Origin of the sequence: Duganella sp. P38, assembly GCF_050859475.1 — a bacterium.
Classification (GTDB): Bacteria; Pseudomonadota; Gammaproteobacteria; order Burkholderiales; family Burkholderiaceae_D; genus Rugamonas.
This window is the reverse complement of the sequence record NZ_CP193936.1, coordinates 3,698,564-3,722,532: the sequence shown is the minus strand read 5'-3', so window position 1 is coordinate 3,722,532 and position 23,969 is coordinate 3,698,564. Positions and strand designations below refer to the sequence as shown.

The window sequence follows — 23,969 nt, the reverse complement described above, 5'->3', positions numbered from 1 at the left end:
CGCGTGGCGTGCGAATATGGGGAAATTATAAACGACGGCGGGGCTTGCCGGTGCGGCGCCGGCGCCGGCGCCTGGCGGGCGCTTAGCCGGCGTTCGGCGCAGCGGCGGCGGCCGGGCTGGCGGCGCGGCGGCGCGCGCGCCAGCCCAGCAGGCCGAGGCCGCCCAGCAGCATGGCCCAGGTGGCAGGCTCGGGCACCGCCGACGGCAGCACGTTGTCGACCTCGTCGTTGAAGTCGAAGTCGATATGGCGCACCAGTTCCGTTGCCAGGTCGTCAATATCGAGTTCGTCGCCGACGACGAATTCCTTGACGCCCGGGTTGCTGGCGCGGCGCACGCGCGGTTCCTGCTCTTCCTCTTCGGCCGGCGGCGCCCTGCGGGCGTCGTCGGTGTCGACCAGGTTCACGTTCTTGAATTCCGGCGGTGCCTCGGCCTCGTCGCCCAGCAGGCCGACTTCCGGCTCGGCCGATTGCGCGACCGTGGTGGCCTGGCGCGAGATGCGGCTGACGTTGCCGCAAATCTGCGGCACCAGGATGCAGTGTTCGTCCACGCAGTACACGGCGCCCGGCTCGCTGCGGGCGGCCGCCCATTTGCTGCGGGTCACGCTGGCGCACACCGAGGCGGCGCCGAAGTGCATGTCGCGGATGGCCGGATTGTACTGGTGCTTGCCGCCGATGGCGTCGCGGGTGATGGCGACTTCATCGTCGGGCTGGTGTTCCTCGATGCGGCGCTTGAGCGTGCGGCGCACGGCTTCCGGGATGTCGGTGTAGCGGTCGATCGCGGCGGCGGCGCTGCCGGTGTACGGGTTGTGTCCCGGGCGGTCCCACGAACAAGCAGGTTGTACTGCGGCGGCGAGAGTTACTGCGAGCAATAATGACATGAGGGCGATTTTTCGTTAAATGGACGTCATCGCATTGGCTGGGCGCAACGAGGATTGGTATTAAAAAATTTCGATTTCTCTTTGTGTAATGGTATTACATTTTCTTTATCTTTTCCATTGTCGCGTTGTTTTAGTGCATTTATGTGTCATGCCGCCCGCTCACAGTGAAAAGTTTGCTGTAACAGGGGTTTTTGCGGTAGAATCCCGGGTTGCTTGAATTTGGTTTAAGCAATGTTGTTATTCTCGTTAATTTAAACACGCGAATCCGGTCGACAAGGGTGCCAGGCAAACGCTTTGGTGACTGATCGGATTCCAGAACTAACCCTGGAGTAAATTATGTCCGTAACTATGCGCGAAATGCTGGAAGCCGGTGTCCACTTCGGTCACCAAACCCGTTTCTGGAACCCAAAGATGGCGCCGTTCATCTTCGGTCACCGCAACAAGATCCATATCATCAATCTGGAAAAGACGATGGGTATGTATCAAGAAGCGATGAAGCATGTTAAGCAAGTGGCCGCTTCGCGTGGCACCATCCTGATGGTGGGCACCAAGCGTCAAGCTCGCGATATCATCGCTGCAGAAGCCCAGCGCGCAGGCGTTCCTTATGTTGACCAGCGTTGGCTGGGCGGCATGCTGACCAACTTCAAAACCATCAAGACCTCGATCAAGCGCCTGAAAGACATGGAAGCCGCTCTGCAAGACGGTTCGGTTGAGAAGCTGTCGAAAAAAGAAGCGCTGATGTTCCAACGCGAAATCGTCAAGCTGCAAAAATCGATCGGTGGCATCAAAGACATGGGCGGCGTTCCTGACGCCATCTTCGTCGTTGACGTCGGCTACCACAAGGGCGCCATCACCGAAGCCGCCAAACTGGGCATCCCAGTCATCGGCGTGGTCGATACCAACCACTCGCCAGAAGGCGTGCAGTACGTCATTCCAGGCAACGACGACTCGTCGAAAGCCATCACCCTGTACGCCCGCGGCGTAGCAGACGCGATCCTGGAAGGCCGTTCGGCAGCTGGCGCTGAAGTTGTTGAGATGGTTAAAGCCGCAGCCGGCGACGAATTCGTCGAAGTCAGCGAACAGGCTTAATCGTTCCTGACAGGCTGTACGAAAAAGGGGTGGCCATCAGCTCCCCCTTTTTTTAACTAACCACCCCCGAATACCGAATTACAGGAGAAATACATGGCAGCGATTACTGCAGCAATGGTAGGCGAACTGCGCGCGAAAACCGACGCGCCGATGATGGAATGCAAAAAGCACTGACCGAAGCCGAAGGCGACATGGCCCGTGCGGAAGAGATCCTGCGCGTCAAGCTGGGCGGCAAGGCTGGTAAAGCCGCCAGCCGCATCACCGCTGAAGGCGTGGTGGCAACCTACATCGCCGGCGGCGTGGGCGCGCTGGTCGAAGTGAACTCGGAAACCGACTTCGTTGCGAAAAACGACGACTTCCTGGCCCTGGCCAACACCGCCGCCCGCCTGGTGGCTGAGAAAAACCCGGCCGACGTGGCTGCCCTGCTGGCCCTGCCAGCCGGCGACGACGGCAAAACCCTGGACGAAGTGCGTTCGGCCCTGATCGGTAAGATCGGCGAAAACATGTCGATCCGCCGCTTCCAGCGTTTCGAAACCAGCGCCAAGCTGGCGTCGTACCTGCACGGCACCCGCATCGGCGTGATCGTCGAGTTCGACGGCGCCGACGAGCAAGTCGGTAAAGACGTGGCCATGCACATCGCTGCAATGAAGCCGGTGTCGCTGTCGGCCGACCAGGTTCCAGCCGAACTGATCGAAAAAGAGCGCTCGGTTGCTCAGCTGAAAGCGGACGAAGATGCCGCCGCCGCTGTGGCCGCCGGCAAGCCAGCACAGCCTGCCGACATCGTCGCCAAGCGCCTGGAAGGCTCGGTACAGAAGTACCTGAAAGAAGTATCGCTGCTGAACCAGGCTTTCGTGAAGAACGACAAGCAATCGATCGAGCAGATGCTGAAAGAAAAATCGACCACCGTCAAATCGTTCGTCATGTACGTCGTTGGCGAAGGTATCGAGAAGAAGGTAGACGACTTCGCAGCAGAAGTGGCCGCGCAGGTGGCCGCTTCCAAAGGAGCGTAATAAAAGAAACGGGCCGAGAGGCCCGTTTTTTTAAGCCCGCAGCAGTACGCGGCGCCGGGCAAGGTATCATAGGCGCCGACCGACTTACCCCGAATTAACCCCTCAACTTAGGAGCCCCGTCTCATGTCCAAACCAGCCTACAAGCGCGTCCTCCTCAAATTGTCCGGCGAAGCCCTGATGGGCGATGACCCTTACGGCATCAACCGCGCCACGATCGAGCGGACGGTAGCCGATGTGGCCGAGGTCGCGAAACTGGGCGTGGAACTGGCGATCGTCATCGGCGGCGGCAATATCTTCCGCGGCGTCGCGCCGGGCGCCCAGGGCATGGACCGCGCCACCGCCGACTACATGGGTATGCTGGCCACCGTGATGAACGCGCTGGCGCTGGCCGACGCCATGCGCCACGTCGGCATCACCGCGCGCGTCATGTCGGCGATCGGCATCGAGCAGGTGGTCGAGCCGTATGTGCGCCCGAAAGCGTTGCAATACCTGGAGGAAGGCAAGGTGGTGGTGTTCGCGGCCGGCACCGGCAACCCGTTCTTCACCACCGACACCGCAGCGGCACTGCGCGGTTCGGAAGTGAGCGCGGAGATCGTGCTCAAGGCCACCAAGGTCGATGGCGTGTATACTGCCGACCCGAAGAAGGACCCGAACGCCACGCTGTACCATTCGATCAGCTTCGACGAAGCAATCGCCAAGCACCTGCAGGTGATGGACGCCACCGCCTTTGCGCTGTGCCGCGACCAGAAGCTGCCGATCAAGGTGTTCTCCATCACCAAGCCGGGCGCGCTGAAACGCGTCATCATGGGCGAGGATGAAGGTACACTGGTTCACGTTTAATTAGATTTAGATACACAGGAGAGCAGCAATGTCCGTAGCTGACGTTAAAAAGAGCGCGCAAGAGCGCATGACCAAATCGCTGGAAACCCTGCGCGCCGATCTGGCCAAGGTGCGCACCGGCCGTGCCCACACCGGTATTCTCGACCACGTGACCGTCGATTACTACGGTAACCCGACCCCGATCAACCAGGTGGCCAACCTGACGCTGGTGGACGCCCGCACGATCGGCGTGCAGCCGTTCGAGAAAAAATGGCGGCCGCCATCGAGAAAGCCATCCGCGACGCCGACCTGGGCCTGAACCCGGCCGCGCAGGGCGACGTGATCCGCGTGCCGACCCCGCCGCTGACCGAAGAGCGCCGCAAGGAAATGGTCAAGCTGGCCAAGGGCGAGGCGGAAGACGCCAAGGTGGCCGTGCGCAACATCCGCCGCGACGCCAACGAGAGCCTGAAAAAGCTGGTCAAGGACAAGGCCATCTCGGAAGACGACGAGCGCCGCGGCGCCGACGACGTGCAGAAGCTGACCGACAAGTTCATCGCCGACATCGACAAGGTGCTGGGCGAGAAGGAAAAAGAGATTCTGACGGTTTAAGCTGCGGCTGCAACGTCCCGTCACTTCGCCCACTGGGCGAACCGACTTCCCGCGCCGGCGGGAATCCATCGGCCGCGTGCCCGCACGCGCCGCATGGGTTCCCGCCTGCGCGGGAATGACGTTTGTACGGCGCTTGTCTTGTCTTTTTATCGCACACCTGCAATACTTTATACTTTGGCACCGACGTTTTCATGAAATATACGAGTTCGACAACCGAGGTTCCGGACGCACCTGCCGTGCCGCGCCACGTAGCCATCATCATGGACGGCAACGGCCGCTGGGCCACCAAGCGCTTCCTGCCGCGCGTGGGCGGCCACGTCAAGGGCGTGGAAGCCGTGCGCACCGTGGTCGAGTCCTGCGCCCGCCGCGGCGTCGAATACCTGACCCTGTTTGCCTTCAGCTCCGAAAACTGGCGCCGCCCGGAGGAGGAAGTCTCCCTGCTGATGCGCCTGTTCGTGACCGCGCTGGAGCGCGAAGTCTCCAAGCTGCACGCCAACAACATCCGCCTCAAGGTCGTGGGCGACCTGAGCCGCTTTGACAGCAAGCTGCAAGGCATGATTGCCGCCGCCGAGCGCAAGACCGCCGCCAACACCCGCATGACCGTCACCATCTGCGCCAACTACGGCGGCCGCTGGGACATCATGCAGGCCGTGTCGCAGATGGCCAAGGCCCACCCGGGCGTGACCGACTTCACCGAGGAGCAGCTGGCGCCGCACCTGGCCATGGCCTACGCGCCCGAGCCCGACCTGTTCATCCGCACCGGCGGCGAGCAGCGCATCTCGAATTTCCTGCTGTGGCAGCTGGCTTACACCGAGCTGTTCTTCACTGACATTTACTGGCCGGATTTCACCGCCGAGTGTCTCGACGAGGCGATCGCCTCCTACCAGCACCGCGAGCGGCGTTTCGGCCGCACCGGCGCGCAACTGGCTGAAAAGACAAACTGATGCTGAAAACGAGGATTATTACCGCTCTGGCGTTGCTGGCGGTGCTGCTGCCGGTCCTGTTCTTCAACTATTTCCCCGCGTTCGCCCTGGTGGTGACGCTGTTTGTCGGCGCCGCCGTGTGGGAGGGCGCGCGCCTGTTCGGCCTCAACGAAAGCAAGGCGCGCGTGTTCGGCTTCATCGGCGGCGGCCTGTTCGTGCTGCTGATGTACTCGGCCAAGCCGGGCGCGGTCAACGCGCTGTACGGCGTGGCCGCGCTGCTGTGGCTGATCCGCTATGCGCCCACGCTCGGCCTCGGCCTGCCGCAGCTGGGCACGGCCGCCAACTGGTCGCTGGCCATCACGTTTACCTTTGCCGTGTTTGCCGCCTTCTTCGCGCTGGTCGGCCTGTACCTGAAGTCGCCGCTGTACTTGCTGTCGGTGATGGTGCTGGTGTGGATCGCCGACATCGGCGCCTATTTCTCCGGCAAGGCCTTCGGCAAGCGCAAGCTGGCGCCGACCATTTCGCCGGGCAAGTCGTGGGAGGGCGCCGTCGGCGGCGCCGTCGCCGTGCTGGTGCTGGCGGCCGTCTCGATCGTGCTGGCCGGCGGCGCCGCGCCGTGGCTGCAGGACACCTTCGCCTTCAGGCTGCAGGCGCGCTTCGGCTGGGCCGTGGCCTTGCTGGTGCTGCTGGTGCTGGTGATGTTCTCGGTCATCGGCGACCTGTTTGAATCCCAATTGAAACGCCGCGCCGGCATGAAGGACAGCAGCAACCTGCTGCCTGGCCACGGCGGCGTGCTGGACCGCGTGGACGCGCTGGTCCCGGTGCTGCCGATGGCCGCGCTGGTGTCGTCCTGGATCTGAAAGAATTACCATGCAACGTATTACCGTATTAGGCGCCACCGGTTCGATCGGCGTTTCCACGCTGGACGTGATCGCCCGCCACCCGCAGCGCTATGCCGTCTACGCGCTGTCGGCGCATAGCCGGGTCGAGGAGCTGGCCGCGCAGTGCGTGCAGTTCCGCCCGGCGCGCGCGGTGGTCGGCACCGCCGCCGCCGCCGCCCAGCTGGCCGCGCTGCTGCGCGCGGCCGGCGTCGGGACCGAGGTGGAGTGGGGCGAGCAGGCGCTGTGCGCCATCGCCAGCGCGCCCGAAGTCGACAGCGTGATGGCTGCGATTGTCGGCGCCGCCGGCCTGGCGCCGACGCTGGCGGCGGCCCGCGCCGGCAAGAAAATCCTGTTGGCCAACAAGGAAGCGCTGGTCATGTCGGGCCAGCTGTTCATGGACGCCGTGCAGGAATCGGGCGCCGTGCTGCTGCCGATTGACAGCGAACACAACGCCATCTTCCAGTCGATGCCGCAATTCGGCGGCAAGATGCCGCAAGTGCGCCATGCGCCGGCCGGCGTCGCCAAGATCCTGCTGACCGCTTCCGGCGGCCCGTTCCTGACGCGCGACGTCGCCACGCTGGACGCGGTGACGCCGGAACAGGCCTGCAAGCACCCGAACTGGTCGATGGGGCGCAAGATCTCGGTCGACTCGGCCACGATGATGAACAAGGGGCTGGAAGTGATCGAGGCGCACTGGTTGTTCGGCGCCCCGGCCGAGCAGATCGAAGTGGTGATCCACCCGCAATCGGTGATCCATTCGATGGTGTCCTACGTCGACGGCTCGGTGCTGGCGCAGCTGGGCAACCCGGACATGCGCACGCCGATCGCCCACGCGCTGGCCTACCCGGAGCGCATCGCCTCCGGCGTCGCCCAGCTGGACCTGACGCAAATCGCCACGCTGCAATTCCACCAGCCTGACTTCGGCCGCTTCCCGTGCCTGGCGCTGGCGTTCGCGGCGCTGCGCGCCGGCGGCACCGCGCCGGCCCTGCTGAACGCCGCCAACGAGGTGGCGGTGCAAGCCTTCCTCGACCTGAAAATCGGCTTCCGCCAGATCGACCGCGTGATCGGCCACGTGGTCGACACGCTGCCGCACGGCGCCGCCCACAGCATCGAGGCGGTGCTGGCGCAGGACGCCGCCGCCCGCGCCGCCGCCGCCAACTACATCGACGGGCTGGCAAAATGAGCGCCGTCCAGACGGTTCTGGCGTTCATCTTCTGCCTCGGCCCGCTGGTGGTGTTCCACGAGCTGGGCCACTACCTCGTGGCGCGCTGGTGCGGCGTGAAGGTGCTGCGCTTTTCGGTCGGCATGGGCAAGGTGGTGTGGTCGCGCCGGTTCGGCAAGGACCAGACCGAATGGGCGCTGTCGGCGCTGCCGCTGGGCGGCTACGTCAAGATGCTGGACGCGCGCGAAGGCGAGCTGGCCAACCTGCCCGAGTCCGACCTGCAGCGCGAATTCACGCGCCAGAACGTCTGGAAGCGCATCGCCATCGTGGCCGCCGGCCCGCTCGCCAACTTCCTGGTGGCGATCGTGCTGTTCGCCGGCCTGTACATGCACGGCGTCGAGGAACCCAGCAGCAAGATCAGCGTGCGCGCCGATACGCCGGCCGCGCTGGCCGGCCTGCACAGCGGCGACACCGTCACCGCCGTCAACGGGCAGCCGGTGCACGTGTGGTCCGAGCTGCGCTGGCAGTTCATCCAGTCGGCCGTCGACCGGCACGAGCTGCGCCTGGCCGTCGAGCGCGCGGGGCAGGGCCGCGTGGCCGTCACCGTGCCGGCCTCGGCGCTGCAAGGGCTGGAGCTGGAAGGCGACGTGCCGCATCAGCTGGGCCTCGGCGTGGCGCTGCCGGCGCCGGTGGTGCTGCGCGTGCTGCCGGGCAGCCCGGCCGAACGCGCCGGCCTGCAGGCCGGCGACCTGCTGACCGGCGTCGACGGCGCGGCGGTGGCGGACGGCCAGGGCTTCATCGAAAAATCCGCGCCTCGGCCGGGCAGGCGGTGCAGGTGACGCTGCAGCGCGCCGGCCAGCCGCTGACGGTGAGCGTGGTGCCCGAGGCCGGCCAGGCAAAATCCGGCAAAGGAACTGTAACAGTCGGTAAGATCAACGCCGAAATCGCCAACCGCCCCGATATGATCCGGGTGCCGTCGGCACCGTTTGCGGCCGTGCAAAAAGCCGTGGTGCGGGTCTGGGATACGTGCGCGATGACGCTGAAGATGATCGGCAAAATGTTCACCGGCGAGGTGTCGCTGAAGAATGTGACCGGGCCGATCACGATTGCCGACTACGCCGGCCAGACCGCGCGGCTGGGCCTGGAATACTATTTGAGCTTCATCGCCTTCATCAGCATCAGCCTGGGCGTGATGAATTTGCTGCCGATTCCCGTTCTAGACGGGGGGCATTTGCTGTATTATTCGCTGGAAGTTTTAACTGGGCGTTCTGTGCCGGAACGCGTCGGTGAAATCGCGCAGCGCCTCGGCATGGGTTTGTTACTCAGCCTGATGCTGCTGGCGGTGTTTAACGACGTCGTCCGGTTGCTGTAGCTGTAATGTGTAGTTCTCGTTGATTGAGCCATTGAACCCGATGAAATTATATTCTGACCGTATTACTTCAACTTCCTTGCGCCGCAGCCTGATCGGCGCCGCTGTTCTGGCACTGTGCAGCGGCAGCGCCATGGCGATCGATCCTTTCGTCATCAAAGATATCCGCGTCGAAGGGATTCAGCGTACGGAAGCCGGTACGGTCTTCAGCTATCTGCCGGTGCGTGTCGGCGAAACCTTCAACGACGACAAATCGGTCACCGCCATCAAGGCGCTGTATGCGACCGGCTTCTTCAAGGACGTCAAGCTGGAGAAGGATGGCCAGGTGCTGGTGGTGCTGGTCGAGGAACGCCCGGCCATCGCCAAGGTGGATTTCACCGGCACCAAGGAATTTGAAAAGGACGTGCTGGTCAAGGCGCTGAAAGACATCGGCGTGGGCGAGGCCAAGATTTTCGACAAGGCGTCGGTCGACCGCGCCGAGCAGGAACTGAAGCGCCAGTACCTGTCGCACGGCCTGTATGGCGTGAAGGTGGAAACCACCGTCACGCCGCTCGAACGCAACCGCGTCAACATCAACTTCGTGGTCGACGAGGGCGAGGTCGCCAAGATCAAGGAAATCAACATCGTCGGCAACAAGGTGTTCTCCGACAAGGAGCTGAAAGAACAGCTGGCGCTCAACACCGGCGGCTGGTTCAGCTGGTACACCAAGGCCAACCAGTACTCCAAGACCAAGCTGACCGGCGACATCGAGTCGCTCAAGTCCTACTACCTCAATCGCGGCTACATCGAGATGAACATCGATTCGACCCAGGTGTCGATCACGCCCGACAAGAAGGACATCTACATCACCATCAACATCACCGAGGGTGAGCAGTACAAGGTTTCCGGCATCAAGTTCGAGGGCGAGACCTTCGGCCGTGAGGACGAGCTGCGCCAGCTGGTGCTGCTGCGCCCGGGCGCGACCTATTCGGGCGAGCTGCTGACCGCCACCAACAAGCTGATCTCGGACCGCCTGGGCACCTTCGGCTACGCCTTTGCCAACGTCAACGCCAACCCCGACATCAACCGCGACAAGCGCGAAGTGGCGTTCACCTTCTTCATCGATCCGGGCAAGCGCGCCTACGTGCGCCACATGAACATCGCCGGCAACACCTCCACCCGCGACGAGGTGATCCGCCGCGAGTTCCGCCAGTTCGAGTCGAGCTGGTACGACGCCAACAAGATCAAGCTGTCGCGCGATCGCGTCGACCGCCTCGGCTACTTCAAGGACGTCACGGTCGACACGCCGGAAGCGCAGGGCACCTCCGACCAGGTGGACGTCAACCTGACCGTGACCGAGCGCCCGACCGGCAACTTCCAGATCGGCGGCGCGTTCTCGCAGTCGGAGAAGTTCTCGTTCCAGGCGGCGGTGCAGCAGGCCAACTTCGCCGGTTCCGGCACCACCGTCGGCCTCGAGCTGAACACCTCGAAATACAGCCGCACGATTTCGTTCTCGCAGACCGACCCGTACTACACCGACGACGGCGTGTCGCGCGGCTACGAGCTGTACCTGCGCACCACCAAGCCGCCGGCGGTCAACATCGGTATGTACACGATTAAACAGCAGGGCGGCCGCGTCAGCTGGGGCGTGCCGTTCTCGGAAGTCGACACGGTGTTCTTCGGCGTCGGCCTGGAGCGCTCGAAGATCACCACCGACACCACCTCGCCGACCCGCTTCCTCGACTACGTGCGCTCGATCACCGGCGTCGCCAGCGGTGTCGGCACCGCCGAAGCCACCGCCGTGCCGCTGACCGTGGCGTGGGCGCGCGACAGCCGCGACTCGGCCACCACGCCGACCATCGGCCGCTACCAGCGCGCCAACCTGGAGCTGGACGTGGTCGGCGAGCAGAAATACTACCGCGCCGTGTACGAGCAGCAGTGGTACAAGCCGCTGTTCTCGAAAGTCACGCTGGCCCTGAAGGGCGAAATCGACTACGGCCGCGGCCTCGGCAACAGCAGCTATCCGGTCTTCAAGAACTTCTACGCCGGCGGCATCGGCTCGGTGCGCGGCTACTACAGCTCGTCGCTGGGCGCGGTCGACACCCGCTACGGCGACGCGCTGGGCGGCGCCTCGCGCCTGATCGGCAACGCCGAGCTGCAGATGCCGTTCCCCGGCTCCGGCCAGGACCGCAGCCTGCGCTGGTTCGTGTTCCTCGACGGCGGCCAGGTGTACCAGGAGGCTGAAAAGCTGCGTTTGTCGCAATTGCGTTATTCTTCTGGTCTGGGCATCAGCTGGATTTCGCCGGTCGGCCCGCTCAAGTTGAGTTATGCTAAGCCGTTGAACGCCAAGTATGGCGACCGCCTGGAGCGCTTCCAGTTCCAGATGGGCACCGGCTTCTAATGCTGGTTAGTAATATATTTTATCTCGGAGAATTAAGTTGAAGACTGCATCCGCAACCATGACCAAATATCTTGCCGTGCTTGCATTGGGCTGGTGTTCATTGGCGCCGGTGCAGGCTCAGACCTCGGTCTCGCGCATCGCCTGGATCAGCCCCGAGCGCATCTACAATGAATCCAAGCTGGCCAAGCTGGCCGGCGAGAAGCTGCAGGAAGAGTTCAAGAGCCGCGAAAAGGCCATGAACGACATGGGCCAGCGCCTGAAGACGGCGTCGGAAAAGCTGGAAAAAGATGCGCCGGCGCTGAGCGAGGCGGACCGCGTCAAACGCCAGCGCGACGTGTTCGAGCTGGACAAGGAGTACCAGCGCCGCCAGCGCGAGTTCCGCGAAGACCTGAGCCAGCGCACCAACGAGGAGCGCCAGGCGATTTCGGAAAAAGCCACCAAGATCATCAAGCAGATGGCCAATGTGGAAGGCTTCGACATCGTGCTGCAGGACGCCGTCTGGGCCAGCCCGCGCATCGACATCACCGACAAGGTGCTGGCCGCGCTGGATAAAGACAAGTAACAACTCAACGATTGGATCACCCGATGGGCACTCGACTAGGAGCATTGGTCGAACGCTTTGGTGGTCAGCTGGTGGGCGACCCGGACCTGGAAGTGACCGGGATCGCGCCACTGGCTGACGCCGGCGTTTCGCACATCAGCTTTCTCAGCAATAGCAAGCTGCGCGCGCAGGCGCTGCAGACCAGGGCGGCGGCACTGATCGTGTCGGCCGCCGATGACGCTTTTATCGCCGCCGGCTACAGCGGCGCGCGCATCGTCGTCCCGAACCCGTATGTGTACTTCGCCCGCGCGGCGCAGTATTTCGAGTCGCTGACGGCCATCGTGCCGGCGGCCGGCGTGCATCCGAGCGCGGTGGTGGCGGAAACGGCGCAGATCGCGCCGTCGGCGCACATCGCCGCCCGCGTGGTGATCGAGGATGGCGCGGTGATCGGCGAGCACGCCGTCATCGGCGCCGGCTGCTTCATCGGCCGCGAGGCGGTGATCGGCGACGGCACCAGGCTGTTCGCCAACGTCACCTTCCAGGCCTACTGCCAGATCGGCAAGCGCGGCATCATTCACTCCGGCGCGGTGATCGGCACCGACGGTTTCGGCTTCGCCAACGAGGGCGGCGTCTACATCAAGATCCCGCAGACCGGGCGCGTGATGATCGGCGACGATGTGGACATCGGCGCCAACACCACCATCGACCGCGGCGCGCTGGCCGACACCGTCATCGAGGATGGCGTCAAGCTGGATAACCAGATCCAGATCGGCCATAACTGCCACATCGGCGCGCACACGGCGATGGCCGGCTGCGTCGGCGTGGCCGGCAGCGCGAAGATCGGCAAATACTGCACCTTCGGCGGCGCCGCCATGGTGCTGGGCCACCTGACCATCGTCGACAAGGTGCACGTCGGCTCCGGCTCGATGGTGTCGCGCTCGATCCTGGAGCCGGGCCAGTACACCGGCTTCTATCCGCTGGCGAAAAACGCCGAGTGGGAAAAATCGGCAGTCATTGTCCGCAACCTGTCGTCGATGCGCGATAAAATCCGCGCGCTGGAAAAAATTATCAAGACCAAAACTGAGAATAACGAATCATGACCACTACCGAAAACGCCAAAACGATGGACATCTGCGAGATCAAGTCCTACCTGCCGCACCGCTATCCGCTGCTGCTGGTCGACCGCGTGCTCTCGTATGAAGAGAACAAGTCCATCACCGCCATCAAGAACGTGACCGTCAACGAGGAATTCTTCAACGGCCACTTCCCGCACAAGCCGGTGATGCCGGGCGTGCTGATGATCGAGGCGATGGCGCAGACGGCCGCGCTGCTGTCGTTCAAGACCATGGGCATCAAGCCGGACGAGAACTCGGTGGTGTACTTCGTCGGCATCGACAACGCGCGCTTCAAGCGTCCGGTCGGTCCTGGCGACCAGCTGAAGATGGACATCGAGATCCTGCGCGTGGCGCGCGGCATCTGGAAATACAAGGCGGTCGGTTCGGTTGACGGCCAGACCGCGGTGGAAGCGGAACTGATGTGCACCATCCGCAGCACCACCGACGCCTCGCAGCCAGCCGCAGGTCAGTAATCATGGCCAAGATTCATGCCACCGCCATCGTCGACAGCAAGGCCGAGCTGCACGAGAGCGTCGAGGTTGGCCCGTATTCGGTGATCGGCCCGAACGTCACCATTGGCTCCGGCACGGTGGTGGGTCCGCACGTGGTCATCGAAGGCCACACGAGCATCGGCAGCGACAACAAGTTCTTCCAGTTCTCGTCGATCGGCGCCGCGCCGCAGGACAAGAAGTGGAACGGCGAGCCGACCCGCCTGACCATCGGCGACCGCAACACCATCCGCGAATTCTGCACCTTCAACACCGGCACGGTGCAGGACAAGGGCGTGACCTCGCTCGGCAACGACAACTGGATTTCGGCCTACGTCCACCTGGCGCACGACTGCGTCGTCGGCAGCAACACGATCTTCTCGAACAACGCGCAGATCGCCGGCCACGTCGAAATCGGCGACCACGTCATCATGAGCGGCTTCGCCAATGTGCACCAGTTCTGCAAGATCGGCGCGCACGCGTTTGTCGGCATGAGCACCTCGCTGACGCAGGACGTGCCGCCGTTCGTGCTGTTGAACGGTAATCCGGCCGCCGCCCACGGCGTCAACATCGAAGGCCTGAAGCGCCGCGGCTTTAGCCGCGAGCAGATCAACGGCATCCGCGCTGCGTACAAGATCATCTACCGTCAGGGCCTGACGCTGGACGAGGCCAAGGCGGCGCTGATCGCCGAGGAAGCCGCCGTGCCGGCCGACGTGGCGCTGCACATGCGCGCCATGCGCGAGTTCCTGGACACCGCAAGCCGTGGCATCGTTCGATAACATCGCGCCGCAGGCTGCGGCGTCGCCAGTTGGCGCCGCCGCGCAGGCCGGCGGCGGGGCGGGGCGGGGCGATGCGTCCCGCCCCTTGTCCCTGGCCCTGGTGGCAGGCGAGCCGTCCGGCGACATGCTGGCGGCTCGTTTGCTTTCGGGCCTGCGTCCGCACCTGCCGCAGGCGCGCTTCCACGGCATCGGCGGGCCGCGGATGATCGAGCAGGGCCTGGTATCGCATTGGCCGATGGACCAGCTGACCGTGCGCGGCCTGCTGCCGGTGCTGATGCGCTACCGCGAACTGAAAGGCGTGCAAAGCGCGCTGCGCGACCAGCTGCTGGCCGAGCGCCCGGCCGCCTTCATCGGCGCCGACTACCCGGGCTTCAACCTCGGGCTGGAAGAGCAGCTGAAGGCGGCCGGCATCCCGACCGTGCATTACATCGGGCCCCAGATCTGGGCCTGGCGCGGCGGCCGCATCAAGAAAATCCAGCGCGCGGTGTCGCACATGCTGGTGATCTTCCCGTTCGAGGAAGCGATCTACAAGCAGGCCGGCGTGCCGGTCAGCTATGTCGGCCACCCGCTGGCGGAGCTGATTCCGCTAAAGCCGGACGTCGGCGCCGCGCGCCGCGCGCTCGGGCTGGCGGAGGACGCCAACGTGGTGGCCATCATGCCGGGCAGCCGCATGTCCGAGCTGAAATACAACACGGTGGCCTTCGTGCAGGCGGCGCGGCTGCTGAAGCAGCGCGACGGCAGCTTGCGTTTCGTCGCGCCGATGGCGGGCGAGCGGCAGCGCGCCTATTTCCAGCAACTGGTCGCGCAGGCCGGCTTGCAGGACGTCGAGATCACGCTGCTGGACGGCCAGTCGCATACCGCGATCGCCGCCGCCGAGGCGGTGATGGTGGCATCCGGCACGGCCTCGCTGGAAGTGGCGCTGTTCAAGAAGCCGATGGTCATCGCCTACAAGATGATGGAACTGGAGTGGCAGATCTTGCGCCACTTCGGCTACCAGCCGTGGATCGGCCTGCCGAACATCCTGGCGCGCGAATTCCTGGTGCCGGAGCTGCTGCAGCACGCCGCCAGCGCCGAAGCGCTGGCCGAGGCGATGTGGCGGCAGTTGAGCGACGCGCCGCACCGGCAACGGCTGGTGCAGCGCTTCACCGACATGCATCACAGCCTGCTGCGCGACAGCGCGGCGGAAAGCGCGGCTGCGGTGCTGCGTATAATCGGCGCCTGAACCACACGTCATTCCCGCCTGCGCGGGAATGACGGAATTAAGAGTAACGAAACGTGAAAAATCAAAACCTGGGTTTATTCGATGACCTGCCAGATTCGCCGGATGAAATCATCTGCGGCGTGGACGAGGCCGGGCGCGGCCCGCTGGCCGGCCCGGTGTTCGCCGCCGCCGTCATCCTCGACGCCGCGCGCCCGATCGAAGGCCTGCGCGACTCGAAAAACTGACCGAAGCCAAGCGCGACATGCTGGCCCCGCTGATCAGGCAGAACGCGCTGGCGTGGGCCATCGCCGAGGCCTCGGAAGAGGAAATCGACAAGCTGAATATCCTGCAGGCGTCGATGCTGGCGATGCGCCGCGCGGTGGAAGCATTGAGCACCGTGCCGACCCTGGCCCTGATCGACGGCAACCGCTGCCCGGTGATGAAAATCCAGAGCATCGCCGTCATCGGCGGCGACGACAAGGTGGACGCCATCTCGGCCGCCTCCATCCTCGCCAAGACCGCGCGCGACGCCGCGCTGGTGACGCTGCACCAGCGCTATCCGCAATACTGCTTCGACCAGCACAAGGGCTACGGCACGGCGCTGCACCTGGAACGGCTGCGCGAGCACGGCCCGTCGCCGGTGCACCGCCGTTCGTTCGCGCCGGTGCGCGCATTGCTGGAGGTGGACCTGTGAAAACCATCACCTCGCGCGACAACGCGCAATACAAGGAGCTGGTCAAGCTGGCCGGCAGCCAGCAGGCGCGCCGCAAGGCCGGCCGCACGCTGCTCGACGGCGTGCACCTGTGCCAGTCCTACCTCCAGCTGCGCGGCCTGCCGGAGCAGTGCGTGGTCAGCGAAACCGCGCTGCACAACCCGGAAGTGATGGACATCGTCGGCCAGCTGGAAGCCCGGCGCGCGCATGTGCTGGCGCTGCCGGATGCGCTGTACAACGGCATCAGCCAGGTCGAGCATGGCGTCGGCGTGATGTTCCTGATCGATACGCCGGAACGCAGCGCCGGTGCGCCGCTCAGTGTCTCGGCGGTGCTGCTGGACGGCGTGCAGGATCCCGGCAATGTTGGTTCCATCCTGCGCAGCGCGGCGGCGGCTGGCATCAAGCAAGTTTACTGCAGCAGCGGCACGGCGTTCTGCTGGTCGCCGAAAGTGCTGCGCGCGGCCATGGGCGCGCACTTCGTGCTGGACATCTTTGAAAACGTCGATCTGGCCGAGCTGCTGCGCCATGCCAGCGTGCCGACGCTGGCCACCAGCGGCTACGCCACGCAAACGCTGTACGACATCGACCTGCGGCGGCCGGTGGCGTGGATTTTCGGCCACGAAGGGCAGGGCGTGGCGGACGACCTGCTGTCGCAGGCGACTCACAAAGTCGTGATCCCGCACCTGGGGCAGGTGGAGTCGCTGAACGTCGCCGCATGTGCGGCGGTATGCTTTTTGAACAACTGAGGCAGAATCAGCAGAATCAGACCTGAAGCACAAACTGGAGGCGGTCATGGACATCGCGCAGTTGCACTTTCTGGTAGCCGAAGGGGATCAGGTACAACGGCACGCCCTGGCCGACATCCTGGTGCACCTGGGCGTGGGCAGGATCACGCAGGCGCCCGATGGCCACACGGCGCTGCGCCACTTCAACGGCGGCATCACGCCGCAGGTCGATATCGTCGTCATCGACCTGGCCTTGCCGGGCATGGACGCGCTGGAACTGATACGCCGCCTCGGCGAGGCGCACAGCAAGGCCGGCGTAATCGTCGTCGGCGCGCAAACCAACGCGGTGCTGTTCTCGGTGGAGACCATGGCCGCCGCGTATGGCGTCAACGTGCTGGGCGCCATCGGCAAACCGGTGATCGGCAGCCGGCTGGCGGCGCTGCTGCAGGACTACCTTGCCGCCGGCGAAGCGCACGGCGTGCGCGAAAGCGCGCCAGCACTGTCGTTTGCCGAAGTGGGCGAAGGCTTGCAGAAGCGCGAATTCGATCCCTTTTTCCAGCCCAAAATCGAACTGGAATCGGGCCAGGTCAAAGGGCTGGAAATGTTCGCGCGCTGGCGCCATCCGCTGCATGGCGTGCTGGGGCCGGCCTCCTTCATGCCGGCGCTGGACAGCGCGCAGCGGATCGACTTTCTCGACTGGACCATGATCGAGAAATCGGTGGCGGCGTGCCGCCGGCTGCATGAGAAGGGCGTGCCGATTTCGGTATCGATCAATGTCGACCAGAGCACGCTGGCGCACCCGCAGTTCATGGAGCAGATCGCGGCCTGCCTCGGACGGCACCGCGTCATGGCCGATTACATCACCTTCGAAATGACCGAATCGGCGGTGCTCACCACCGACCCGCACTTCCTCGAACGGCTGCTGCGGCTGCGCATGGCCGGCTTCGGCCTGGCGATCGACGACTACGGCACGGGGCGCAGCAACCTGCAACTGCTGGCGCGGATTCCGTTCTCCGAATTGAAGATTGACCCCAGCTTCGTCGACGGCGCCGCCCGGCGGCCGGCCATCGGCACCGTGCTGCGTTCCTGTCTTGGCCTGGCGCGCAGCCTGGATAGGCGCTCGGTGGCGGTAGGCGTCGAAACCAAGCAGGATTGGGACTTCCTGCAAGGCCTGGGCTGCACGTACGCGCAAGGCTACTACATCGCCAAGCCGATGGCGGCCGAAGACTTCCCCGCCTGGCTGGCCGACTGGCAGCACTTCTTTTAAATCCGGGATTTGCGGCTCATCAACACACGCGGCTGTGAGGATTGCACACTCGACTTCTTGCTAACCTGGGAGGTCGAAATGGCTAAACGTAAAACCAACGGCGGCGCGGTGGATGGCGCCGGCACGATACTGAGCACGATCGCCGGGCCGGCCGCGCCGCCGCAGCCGTCGCGCCTTGGCCCGCCCAATCCGGTCGCGGACCAGCTTTTGCAGAAGAACACCGGCGACGACAAGCTGGCCGCCGCCATGCCCTTCAATGCCACCAAGCCGCTGGAGTATGGCGAGGCGGCCTACACGCCGCATGTCGGCGAGACGCATGCGCCGGTGTCGCCGCTGGTCACGGCCAGCACCAGCACCGAGACGGTCGCCTCGCCCAAGGTCGGCGACGGCGACCCGGAGATCGGCGACAACGCCATCAACCGCCCGCTCGACCGCGTGCGCGTCGACGACACCGGCCGCGAGCTGACCACCAGCCAGGGCGTGCCGGTGGCCGATAACCAGAACTCGCTGAAAGCCGGCCCGCGCGGGCCGACGCTGATGGAAGACTTCATCCTGCGCGAGAAGATCACGCACTTCGACCATGAACGCATTCCGGAGCGCGTGGTGCACGCGCGCGGGTCGGCGGCGCACGGCTATTTCGAAAGCTACGGCGACCTGCGCGCCATCACCCGCGCCGCGCCGTTCGCGGCCAAGGGCAAGCGCACGCCGGTGTTCGTGCGCTTTTCGACGGTGGTGGGGGAGCGCGGCTCGGCCGACACGGTGCGCGATGTGCGCGGCTTCGCCACCAAGTTCTACACCGACGAGGGCAACTGGGACCTAGTGGCCAACAACATCCCGGTGTTCTTCATCCAGGACGCGATGAAGTTCCCGGACCTGGTGCACGCCGTGAAGCCGGAGCCGCACCACGCGATGCCGCAAGCGTCCAGCGCGCACGATACCTTCTGGGACTTCGCCTCGCTCAGTCCCGAGATCGCGCACATGCTGCTGTGGCACACGTCCGACCGCGCCATCCCGCGCAGCTACCGGATGATGCAGGGCTTCGGCGTGCACACCTTCCGGCTGGTGAACGCCAAGGGGGCGTCGCTGTTCTGCAAATTCCACTGGACGCCGCTGGCCGGCACGCATTCGCTGGTATGGGACGAGGCGCTGCGCCTGGCCGGCGCCGACCCTGACTATCATCGCCGCGATCTGTGGGAGGCCATCGACGCCGGCCAGTTTCCCGAGTACGAGCTGGGGCTGCAAATCTTCACCGCGGACCAGGCGGCGCAGTTCCCCTTCGATATCCTGGACCCCACCAAGATCGTGCCGGAGGAAATGGTGGCGGTGCGCCCGGTCGGCAAGCTGGTACTGGACCGCAATCCCGACTACTTCTTCGGTGAGACCGAGCAGGTGGCTTTTTGCGCGGCCCACGTGGTGCCGGGCATCGACTTCACCAACGATCCGCTGCTGCAAGGGCGGCTGCACTCGTACATCGATACGCAGATCACGCGGCTGGGCGGGCCGAACTTCCACGAAATTCCGATTAATACGCCGCTGGCGCAGATCCATAACAACCAGCGCGACGGCCTGCATCGCCAGCAGATCAACCGGGGCCGCGTAAATTATGAGCCCAATTCGCTGGCCGGCGGCTGTCCGTTTCAGGCCGGCGCGCGCGGCTTCGTCAGCGTGCCGGAGCCGTCGCGCGGCAACGAGGTGCGCGGCAAGCCGGAGCTGTTTGCCGACCATTACGCGCAGGCGCGCCTGTTCTGGATCAGCCAGAGCGCGACCGAGCAGCGGCATATCATCAATGCCTTCCGTTTCGAGCTGACGCGGGTGCAGACGCCGGCCGTGCGCCGCCGCACCCTGGCGCTGCTGGTGAATATCGATGCCGGGCTGGCCGCCGCCGTCGCCGCCGGCTTGGGCATGGAGGTGCCGCCGCCGCTGCCGCTGGCCACCGGGCGGCCGCCGTATGACTATATGCCGTCGCCTTCGCTGTCGCTGTTCGCGCGGCCGGGCGTGACGGGCATACGCACGCGGCGCGTCGCGATCATGGTGGCGCCGGGCGTGGATGGGGCGCTGGTGCGCAAGCTGTATGCGTCGCTGCTCGATGACGGCGCGGCGCCGCGCCTGATCGGCGCGCGCATCGGTGCGGTTGAATCGGCCACCGATGCGGCGCTGGATGCGGAGATCAGCTTCGAGACCGGGCCGTCGGTGTTGTGGGATGGGGCGATTGTGGCTGGCGGCGCGGCGCTGGCGGCGGATGCGCTGGCGGTGGAGTTCGTGAAGCTGCAGTACCGGCATGACAAGCCGTTACTGGCGCTGGGCGGCGGCGCGGAGTTGCTGAAGGCGGCGCGGATTCCGCGCAAGCTGCCGCAGGGCTTGCCCGATCCGGGGGTGATTGTCGTGGAGCCGCAGGCGGCGGCGGAGGGATTGGCCGGCTTTAAGGCGGTGTTGGCGCAGCATCGCGTTTATGCGCGGGAGGCTGAGTCGTTGCGGGTTTAGCTGTCGCAGCGGTGCGCTGGCTGGTAGGCGCCGCATGGGTCCCCGCCTTCGCGGGGACGACGGTTATATTTTGCGATGACGGTCAGTATTCGCGCCGGTCCGGCTTGATCTCTTGCAGGATGGTGGTGGAGATTTCTTCAATCGACTTGGTGGTCGACGACAGCCAGCGAATGCCTTCGCGCTTCATCATCGCCTCCGCCTCATTCACCTCGTACCGGCAATTCTCCAGCGACGCGTACTTGCTCCCCGCGCGCCGCTCGTTGCGGATTTCGGTCAGCCGCTCGGGCGTAATGGTCAGCCCGAAAATCTTCGATTTGAACTCGTACAGCGACGACGGCAGCCGGGCGCGCTCAAAATCGTCCGGAATCAGCGGGTAGTTGGCCGCCTTGATCCCGTACTGCATCGCCAGATACAAGCTGGTCGGCGTCTTGCCCGAGCGCGACACGCCGACCAGGATCACATCGGCCTCGGCCAGGTTCTTGTGCGACTGGCCGTCATCATGCGCCAGCGAGAAGTTGATCGCCTCGATGCGGTTCTTGTACTCCTCGCTATCGACGATATTGTGCGAGCGGCCGATGGTGTGGGTCGACTTCACGCCCAGTTCTTGTTCCAGCGGAGCAACAAACGTCTGGAACATGTCCATATACATGCCCTTGCATTGCCGTATGACATCAGACAGCTCGGTATGCACCAGCGTCGAAAAAACGATCGGCCGTTGACCGTCGGTCGCAAACGCCTCGTTGATCTTGCGCACCGCGTCGTACGCCTTGTCCAGCGTATCGATGAACGGCAGGCGCACCTGGCGAAAGCGCAGCTCGAACTGGGTCAGCACCGAGTGACCAAAGGTTTCAGCGGTAATGCCTGTCCCGTCGGAAACAAAAAAGACAGTGCGGGCGGCTGCGGGCAGGGGTGGGCGTTGTTCTAGTGTCATGTTTAGTGCATGTATCGTATTGTGAATCGTCAATTCGCGTCACAGGCTGTAGAATGTGCGCCAACAGGATGCATTGTGCGGCACGCCCAGCAGAATAACAAGAACATGGGCTGCCCACCGCCGGAAAGATTTCTATCATCAAAAAGGTGTTTTTATGTCCAACGCAGCATTGAAGGAGCAGAACAACGAAGCAGTATACGTTGCCTCGTTTGAAAATTTACGGATGACGGATGTCGAATCTGTCGGCGGCAAGAACGCCTCGCTCGGCGAGATGATCAGCCAGCTGGCGGGTGCCGGTGTGCGTGTGCCGGGCGGCTTTGCCACCACGGCCCAGGCCTTCCGCGACTTCCTGTCGCACAGCGCGGACGGCGGCAAGTCGCTGGCCGACCGCATCGCCGACCGCCTGGCGGACCTGAACATTGACGACGTTCGCTCGCTGGCGCAAGCCGGCGCCGAAATCCGCCAGTGGATCATCGACACGCCATTCCAGCCGCGCCTGGAGCAGGAGATTCACGCGTTCTACGAGAAACTGGTGGCCGATTCGTCGACCGAAGTCTCGTTCGCCGTGCGCTCGTCGGCCACCGCCGAAGACTTGCCGGACGCCTCGTTCGCCGGCCAGCAGGAAACCTTCCTCAACGTGGTCGGCATCGAGAACGTGCTGGACGCGATGAAACACGTGTTCGCCTCGCTGTACAACGACCGCGCCATCTCCTACCGCGTGCACAAGGGCTTCACCCACGCCGAGGTGGCACTGTCGGCCGGCGTGCAGCGCATGGTGCGCTCGGACCTGGGCGCCGCCGGCGTCATGTTCACCATCGATACCGAGTCCGGCTTCAAGGACGTGGTGTTCGTCACCTCCAGCTATGGCCTGGGCGAGACGGTGGTGCAGGGCGCGGTCAACCCGGACGAGTTCTACGTCCACAAGCCGATGCTGGAAAAGGGCAAGTCGCCTGTCATCCGCCGCAACATCGGTTCCAAGCTGCTGAAAATGGAATTCACCAGCGAAGCCAAGGCTGGCCGCTCGGTGAAGACCGTCGACGTGCCGGTCGAGCTGCGCAACCGCTACTCGCTGAACGACGACGAAGTGGTGGAACTGGCCAAGTACGCCGTCATCATCGAAAACCACTACGGCCGTCCGATGGACATCGAGTGGGGCAAGGACGGCCGCGACGGCAGGCTGTACATCCTGCAGGCGCGTCCTGAAACCGTGAAGTCGCAGCAGAAGGCGACCGACGTGCAGCAGCGCTTCAAGCTGAAATCGTCGGGCACCGTGCTGGCCTCGGGCCGCGCGATCGGCCAGAAGATCGGCGCCGGCCCGGTGCGCGTGATTACCGACCCGTCGGAAATGGAACGCGTGCAGCCGGGCGACGTGCTGGTGGCCGACATGACCGACCCTAACTGGGAACCGGTGATGAAGCGCGCCTCCGCCATCGTCACCAACCGTGGCGGCCGTACCTGCCACGCGGCGATCATCGCGCGGGAACTGGGCGTGCCGGCCGTGGTGGGCTGCGGCGACGCCACCGAAGTGCTGAAGGACGGCACCTTCGTCACCGTCTCCTGCGCCGAAGGCGACGAAGGCAAGATCTACGATGGCCTGCTGGAGACGGAAATCTCGGAAGTCTCGCGCGGCGAGCTGCCGAAACTGCCGACCAAGATCATGCTCAACGTCGGCAACCCGCAGCTGGCGTTCGACTTCCAGGCCGTGCCGAATGGCGGCGTGGGCCTGGCGCGCCTGGAGTTCATCATCAATAACAATATTGGTGTGCACCCGAAAGCGATTCTGGAATACCCGAACATCGACGCCGACCTGAAGAAAGCGGTGGAGTCGGTGGCCCGTGGCCATGCGTCGCCGCGCGCCTTCTACGTCGACAAGCTGGCCGAGGGTATCGCCACCATCGCCGCCGCGTTCTGGCCGAAACCGGTGATCGTGCGTCTGTCGGACTTCAAGTCCAACGAGTACAAGAAGCTGATCGGCGGTTCGCGTTACGAGCCGGACGAGGAAAACCCGATGCTGGGCTTCCGCGGCGCCGCCCGCTACCTGGCCGACGATTTCGCCGGCGCCTTCGAAATGGAATGCGCCGCCATGAAGCGCGTACGCAACGACATGGGCCTGACCAACGTCGAGATCATGGTGCCGTTCGTGCGCACGCTGGGCCAGGCCGAGAAAGTGGTCGGCCTGCTGGGCAAGAACGGCCTGGTGCGCGGCGAAAACGGCCTGCGCCTGATCATGATGTGCGAAGTGCCATCGAACGCGATTCTGGCGGAGCGCTTCCTGGAGCACTTCGACGGCTTCTCGATCGGTTCCAACGACCTGACCCAGCTGACGCTGGGCCTGGACCGCGACTCCGGCATGGCGCTGCTGGCGGCCGACTTCGACGAACGCGACGACGCCGTCAAGGCGCTGCTGTCGCAGGCGATCAAGGCGTGCCGCGCGCAGGGCAAGTACATCGGCATCTGTGGCCAGGGCCCGTCGGACCACCCGGACTTCGCCGCGTGGCTGATGGAGCAGGGCATCGAATCGATGTCGCTCAATCCCGACTCGGTGATCGACACCTGGCAAAAGCTCGCCAGTCTGCAAAAGTAATTGACGCAACGCTAACGTGGTATAAA

General features: G+C 64.4%; 16 protein-coding genes and 5 pseudogenes. 19 read left to right on the top strand and 2 right to left on the bottom strand.

The window, feature by feature from the left end; translation table 11 throughout:
* Positions 1-82: 82 nt before the first annotated feature.
* Positions 83-877 carry an MHFG family PEP-CTERM protein gene (locus ACRQ5J_RS17225; protein WP_432378324.1) on the bottom strand — a complete coding sequence of 265 codons (795 nt, stop codon included), beginning with the start codon at positions 875-877 and terminating at the stop codon, positions 83-85.
* 336 nt (positions 878-1,213) lie between these two features.
* Between ACRQ5J_RS17225 and rpsB the strand changes: the two genes are divergently transcribed.
* The 18 genes and pseudogenes from rpsB (at position 1,214) to ACRQ5J_RS17135 (ending at position 20,428) form a co-directional block, all read left to right on the top strand.
* Positions 1,214-1,966, top strand: coding sequence for a 30S ribosomal protein S2 (gene rpsB / locus ACRQ5J_RS17220; RefSeq protein WP_432378322.1), 753 nt, complete (start codon positions 1,214-1,216; stop codon positions 1,964-1,966).
* 93 nt (positions 1,967-2,059) lie between these two features.
* Positions 2,060-2,976 (top strand): annotated as a pseudogene (gene tsf / locus ACRQ5J_RS17215) (translation elongation factor Ts).
* Positions 2,977-3,099: 123 nt separating this feature from the next.
* Positions 3,100-3,816 carry a UMP kinase gene (gene pyrH / locus ACRQ5J_RS17210; RefSeq protein WP_179671973.1) on the top strand — a complete coding sequence of 239 codons (717 nt, stop codon included), beginning with the start codon at positions 3,100-3,102 and terminating at the stop codon, positions 3,814-3,816.
* Between the two features lie 28 nt (positions 3,817-3,844).
* Positions 3,845-4,404: pseudogene (gene frr, locus ACRQ5J_RS17205) on the top strand (ribosome recycling factor).
* Positions 4,405-4,595: 191 nt separating this feature from the next.
* Positions 4,596-5,348: a polyprenyl diphosphate synthase gene (gene uppS / locus ACRQ5J_RS17200; protein WP_432378320.1), complete on the top strand. Its 753-nt coding sequence runs from the start codon at positions 4,596-4,598 to the stop codon at positions 5,346-5,348.
* The gene (locus tag ACRQ5J_RS17195) at positions 5,348-6,187 is read left to right on the top strand and encodes a phosphatidate cytidylyltransferase (protein ID WP_432378318.1); all 840 of its coding nucleotides are present in this window, start codon (positions 5,348-5,350) and stop codon (positions 6,185-6,187) included. Before uppS ends, ACRQ5J_RS17195 begins: the two co-directional genes overlap by 1 nt.
* Before the next feature lie 10 nt (positions 6,188-6,197).
* Positions 6,198-7,391, top strand: coding sequence for a 1-deoxy-D-xylulose-5-phosphate reductoisomerase (gene ispC / locus ACRQ5J_RS17190; protein WP_432378317.1), 1,194 nt, complete (start codon positions 6,198-6,200; stop codon positions 7,389-7,391).
* Positions 7,388-8,742, top strand: a pseudogene (rseP, locus tag ACRQ5J_RS17185) (RIP metalloprotease RseP). The gene ispC and the pseudogene rseP overlap by 4 nt, the downstream one beginning before the upstream one ends.
* Positions 8,743-8,782: 40 nt before the next feature.
* A complete protein-coding gene (bamA, locus tag ACRQ5J_RS17180; protein ID WP_432378315.1) occupies positions 8,783-11,119 on the top strand; it encodes an outer membrane protein assembly factor BamA in 2,337 nt (778 codons plus the stop codon).
* Positions 11,120-11,177: 58 nt separating this feature from the next.
* Positions 11,178-11,681: an OmpH family outer membrane protein gene (locus tag ACRQ5J_RS17175; protein WP_432378313.1), complete on the top strand. Its 504-nt coding sequence runs from the start codon at positions 11,178-11,180 to the stop codon at positions 11,679-11,681.
* A gap of 23 nt (positions 11,682-11,704) precedes the next feature.
* Positions 11,705-12,760, top strand: a complete 1,056-nt coding sequence (gene lpxD, locus ACRQ5J_RS17170) for a UDP-3-O-(3-hydroxymyristoyl)glucosamine N-acyltransferase (RefSeq protein ID WP_432378312.1) — start codon at positions 11,705-11,707, stop codon at positions 12,758-12,760.
* On the top strand, positions 12,757-13,248 hold the full coding sequence (gene fabZ, locus ACRQ5J_RS17165) for a 3-hydroxyacyl-ACP dehydratase FabZ (RefSeq protein ID WP_432378310.1): 492 nt from the start codon (positions 12,757-12,759) through the stop codon (positions 13,246-13,248). Before lpxD ends, fabZ begins: the two co-directional genes overlap by 4 nt.
* Before the next feature lie 2 nt (positions 13,249-13,250).
* A complete protein-coding gene (gene lpxA, locus ACRQ5J_RS17160; protein ID WP_432378308.1) occupies positions 13,251-14,042 on the top strand; it encodes an acyl-ACP--UDP-N-acetylglucosamine O-acyltransferase in 792 nt (263 codons plus the stop codon).
* Positions 14,043-14,127: 85 nt separating this feature from the next.
* Complete coding sequence (lpxB, locus tag ACRQ5J_RS17155; protein WP_432383674.1) at positions 14,128-15,264, top strand: lipid-A-disaccharide synthase; 1,137 nt, start codon at positions 14,128-14,130, stop codon at positions 15,262-15,264.
* 53 nt (positions 15,265-15,317) lie between these two features.
* Positions 15,318-15,937, top strand: a pseudogene (rnhB, locus tag ACRQ5J_RS17150) (ribonuclease HII).
* Positions 15,934-16,727, top strand: a pseudogene (locus ACRQ5J_RS17145) (TrmH family RNA methyltransferase). The pseudogenes rnhB and ACRQ5J_RS17145 overlap by 4 nt, the downstream one beginning before the upstream one ends.
* A gap of 20 nt (positions 16,728-16,747) precedes the next feature.
* Positions 16,748-17,947, top strand: a complete 1,200-nt coding sequence (locus tag ACRQ5J_RS17140) for an EAL domain-containing response regulator (protein WP_432378306.1) — start codon at positions 16,748-16,750, stop codon at positions 17,945-17,947.
* Between the two features lie 78 nt (positions 17,948-18,025).
* On the top strand, positions 18,026-20,428 hold the full coding sequence (locus ACRQ5J_RS17135) for a catalase (protein ID WP_432378304.1): 2,403 nt from the start codon (positions 18,026-18,028) through the stop codon (positions 20,426-20,428).
* A gap of 82 nt (positions 20,429-20,510) precedes the next feature.
* Here the strand turns inward: ACRQ5J_RS17135 and ppsR are convergent, their stop codons facing one another.
* Complete coding sequence (gene ppsR / locus ACRQ5J_RS17130; RefSeq protein ID WP_432378302.1) at positions 20,511-21,359, bottom strand: posphoenolpyruvate synthetase regulatory kinase/phosphorylase PpsR; 849 nt, start codon at positions 21,357-21,359, stop codon at positions 20,511-20,513.
* 154 nt (positions 21,360-21,513) lie between these two features.
* Here ppsR and ppsA point away from each other — a divergent pair, with 154 nt between their 5' ends.
* A complete protein-coding gene (gene ppsA / locus ACRQ5J_RS17125; protein ID WP_432378301.1) occupies positions 21,514-23,943 on the top strand; it encodes a phosphoenolpyruvate synthase in 2,430 nt (809 codons plus the stop codon).
* Positions 23,944-23,969: the final 26 nt, after the last annotated feature.

What these genes read in the sequence shown, in the direction of transcription:
- ACRQ5J_RS17225 (WP_432378324.1), bottom strand. Translation starts at nt 877, where the DNA reads ATGTCATTATTGCTCGCAGTAACTCTCGCCGCCGCAGTACAACCTGCT.
- rpsB (WP_432378322.1), top strand. Translation starts at nt 1,214, where the DNA reads ATGTCCGTAACTATGCGCGAAATGCTGGAAGCCGGTGTCCACTTCGGT.
- pyrH (WP_179671973.1), top strand. Translation starts at nt 3,100, where the DNA reads ATGTCCAAACCAGCCTACAAGCGCGTCCTCCTCAAATTGTCCGGCGAA.
- uppS (WP_432378320.1), top strand. Translation starts at nt 4,596, where the DNA reads ATGAAATATACGAGTTCGACAACCGAGGTTCCGGACGCACCTGCCGTG.
- ACRQ5J_RS17195 (WP_432378318.1), top strand. Translation starts at nt 5,348, where the DNA reads ATGCTGAAAACGAGGATTATTACCGCTCTGGCGTTGCTGGCGGTGCTG.
- ispC (WP_432378317.1), top strand. Translation starts at nt 6,198, where the DNA reads ATGCAACGTATTACCGTATTAGGCGCCACCGGTTCGATCGGCGTTTCC.
- bamA (WP_432378315.1), top strand. Translation starts at nt 8,783, where the DNA reads ATGAAATTATATTCTGACCGTATTACTTCAACTTCCTTGCGCCGCAGC.
- ACRQ5J_RS17175 (WP_432378313.1), top strand. Translation starts at nt 11,178, where the DNA reads ATGACCAAATATCTTGCCGTGCTTGCATTGGGCTGGTGTTCATTGGCG.
- lpxD (WP_432378312.1), top strand. Translation starts at nt 11,705, where the DNA reads ATGGGCACTCGACTAGGAGCATTGGTCGAACGCTTTGGTGGTCAGCTG.
- fabZ (WP_432378310.1), top strand. Translation starts at nt 12,757, where the DNA reads ATGACCACTACCGAAAACGCCAAAACGATGGACATCTGCGAGATCAAG.
- lpxA (WP_432378308.1), top strand. Translation starts at nt 13,251, where the DNA reads ATGGCCAAGATTCATGCCACCGCCATCGTCGACAGCAAGGCCGAGCTG.
- ACRQ5J_RS17140 (WP_432378306.1), top strand. Translation starts at nt 16,748, where the DNA reads ATGGACATCGCGCAGTTGCACTTTCTGGTAGCCGAAGGGGATCAGGTA.
- ACRQ5J_RS17135 (WP_432378304.1), top strand. Translation starts at nt 18,026, where the DNA reads ATGGCTAAACGTAAAACCAACGGCGGCGCGGTGGATGGCGCCGGCACG.
- ppsR (WP_432378302.1), bottom strand. Translation starts at nt 21,359, where the DNA reads ATGACACTAGAACAACGCCCACCCCTGCCCGCAGCCGCCCGCACTGTC.
- ppsA (WP_432378301.1), top strand. Translation starts at nt 21,514, where the DNA reads ATGTCCAACGCAGCATTGAAGGAGCAGAACAACGAAGCAGTATACGTT.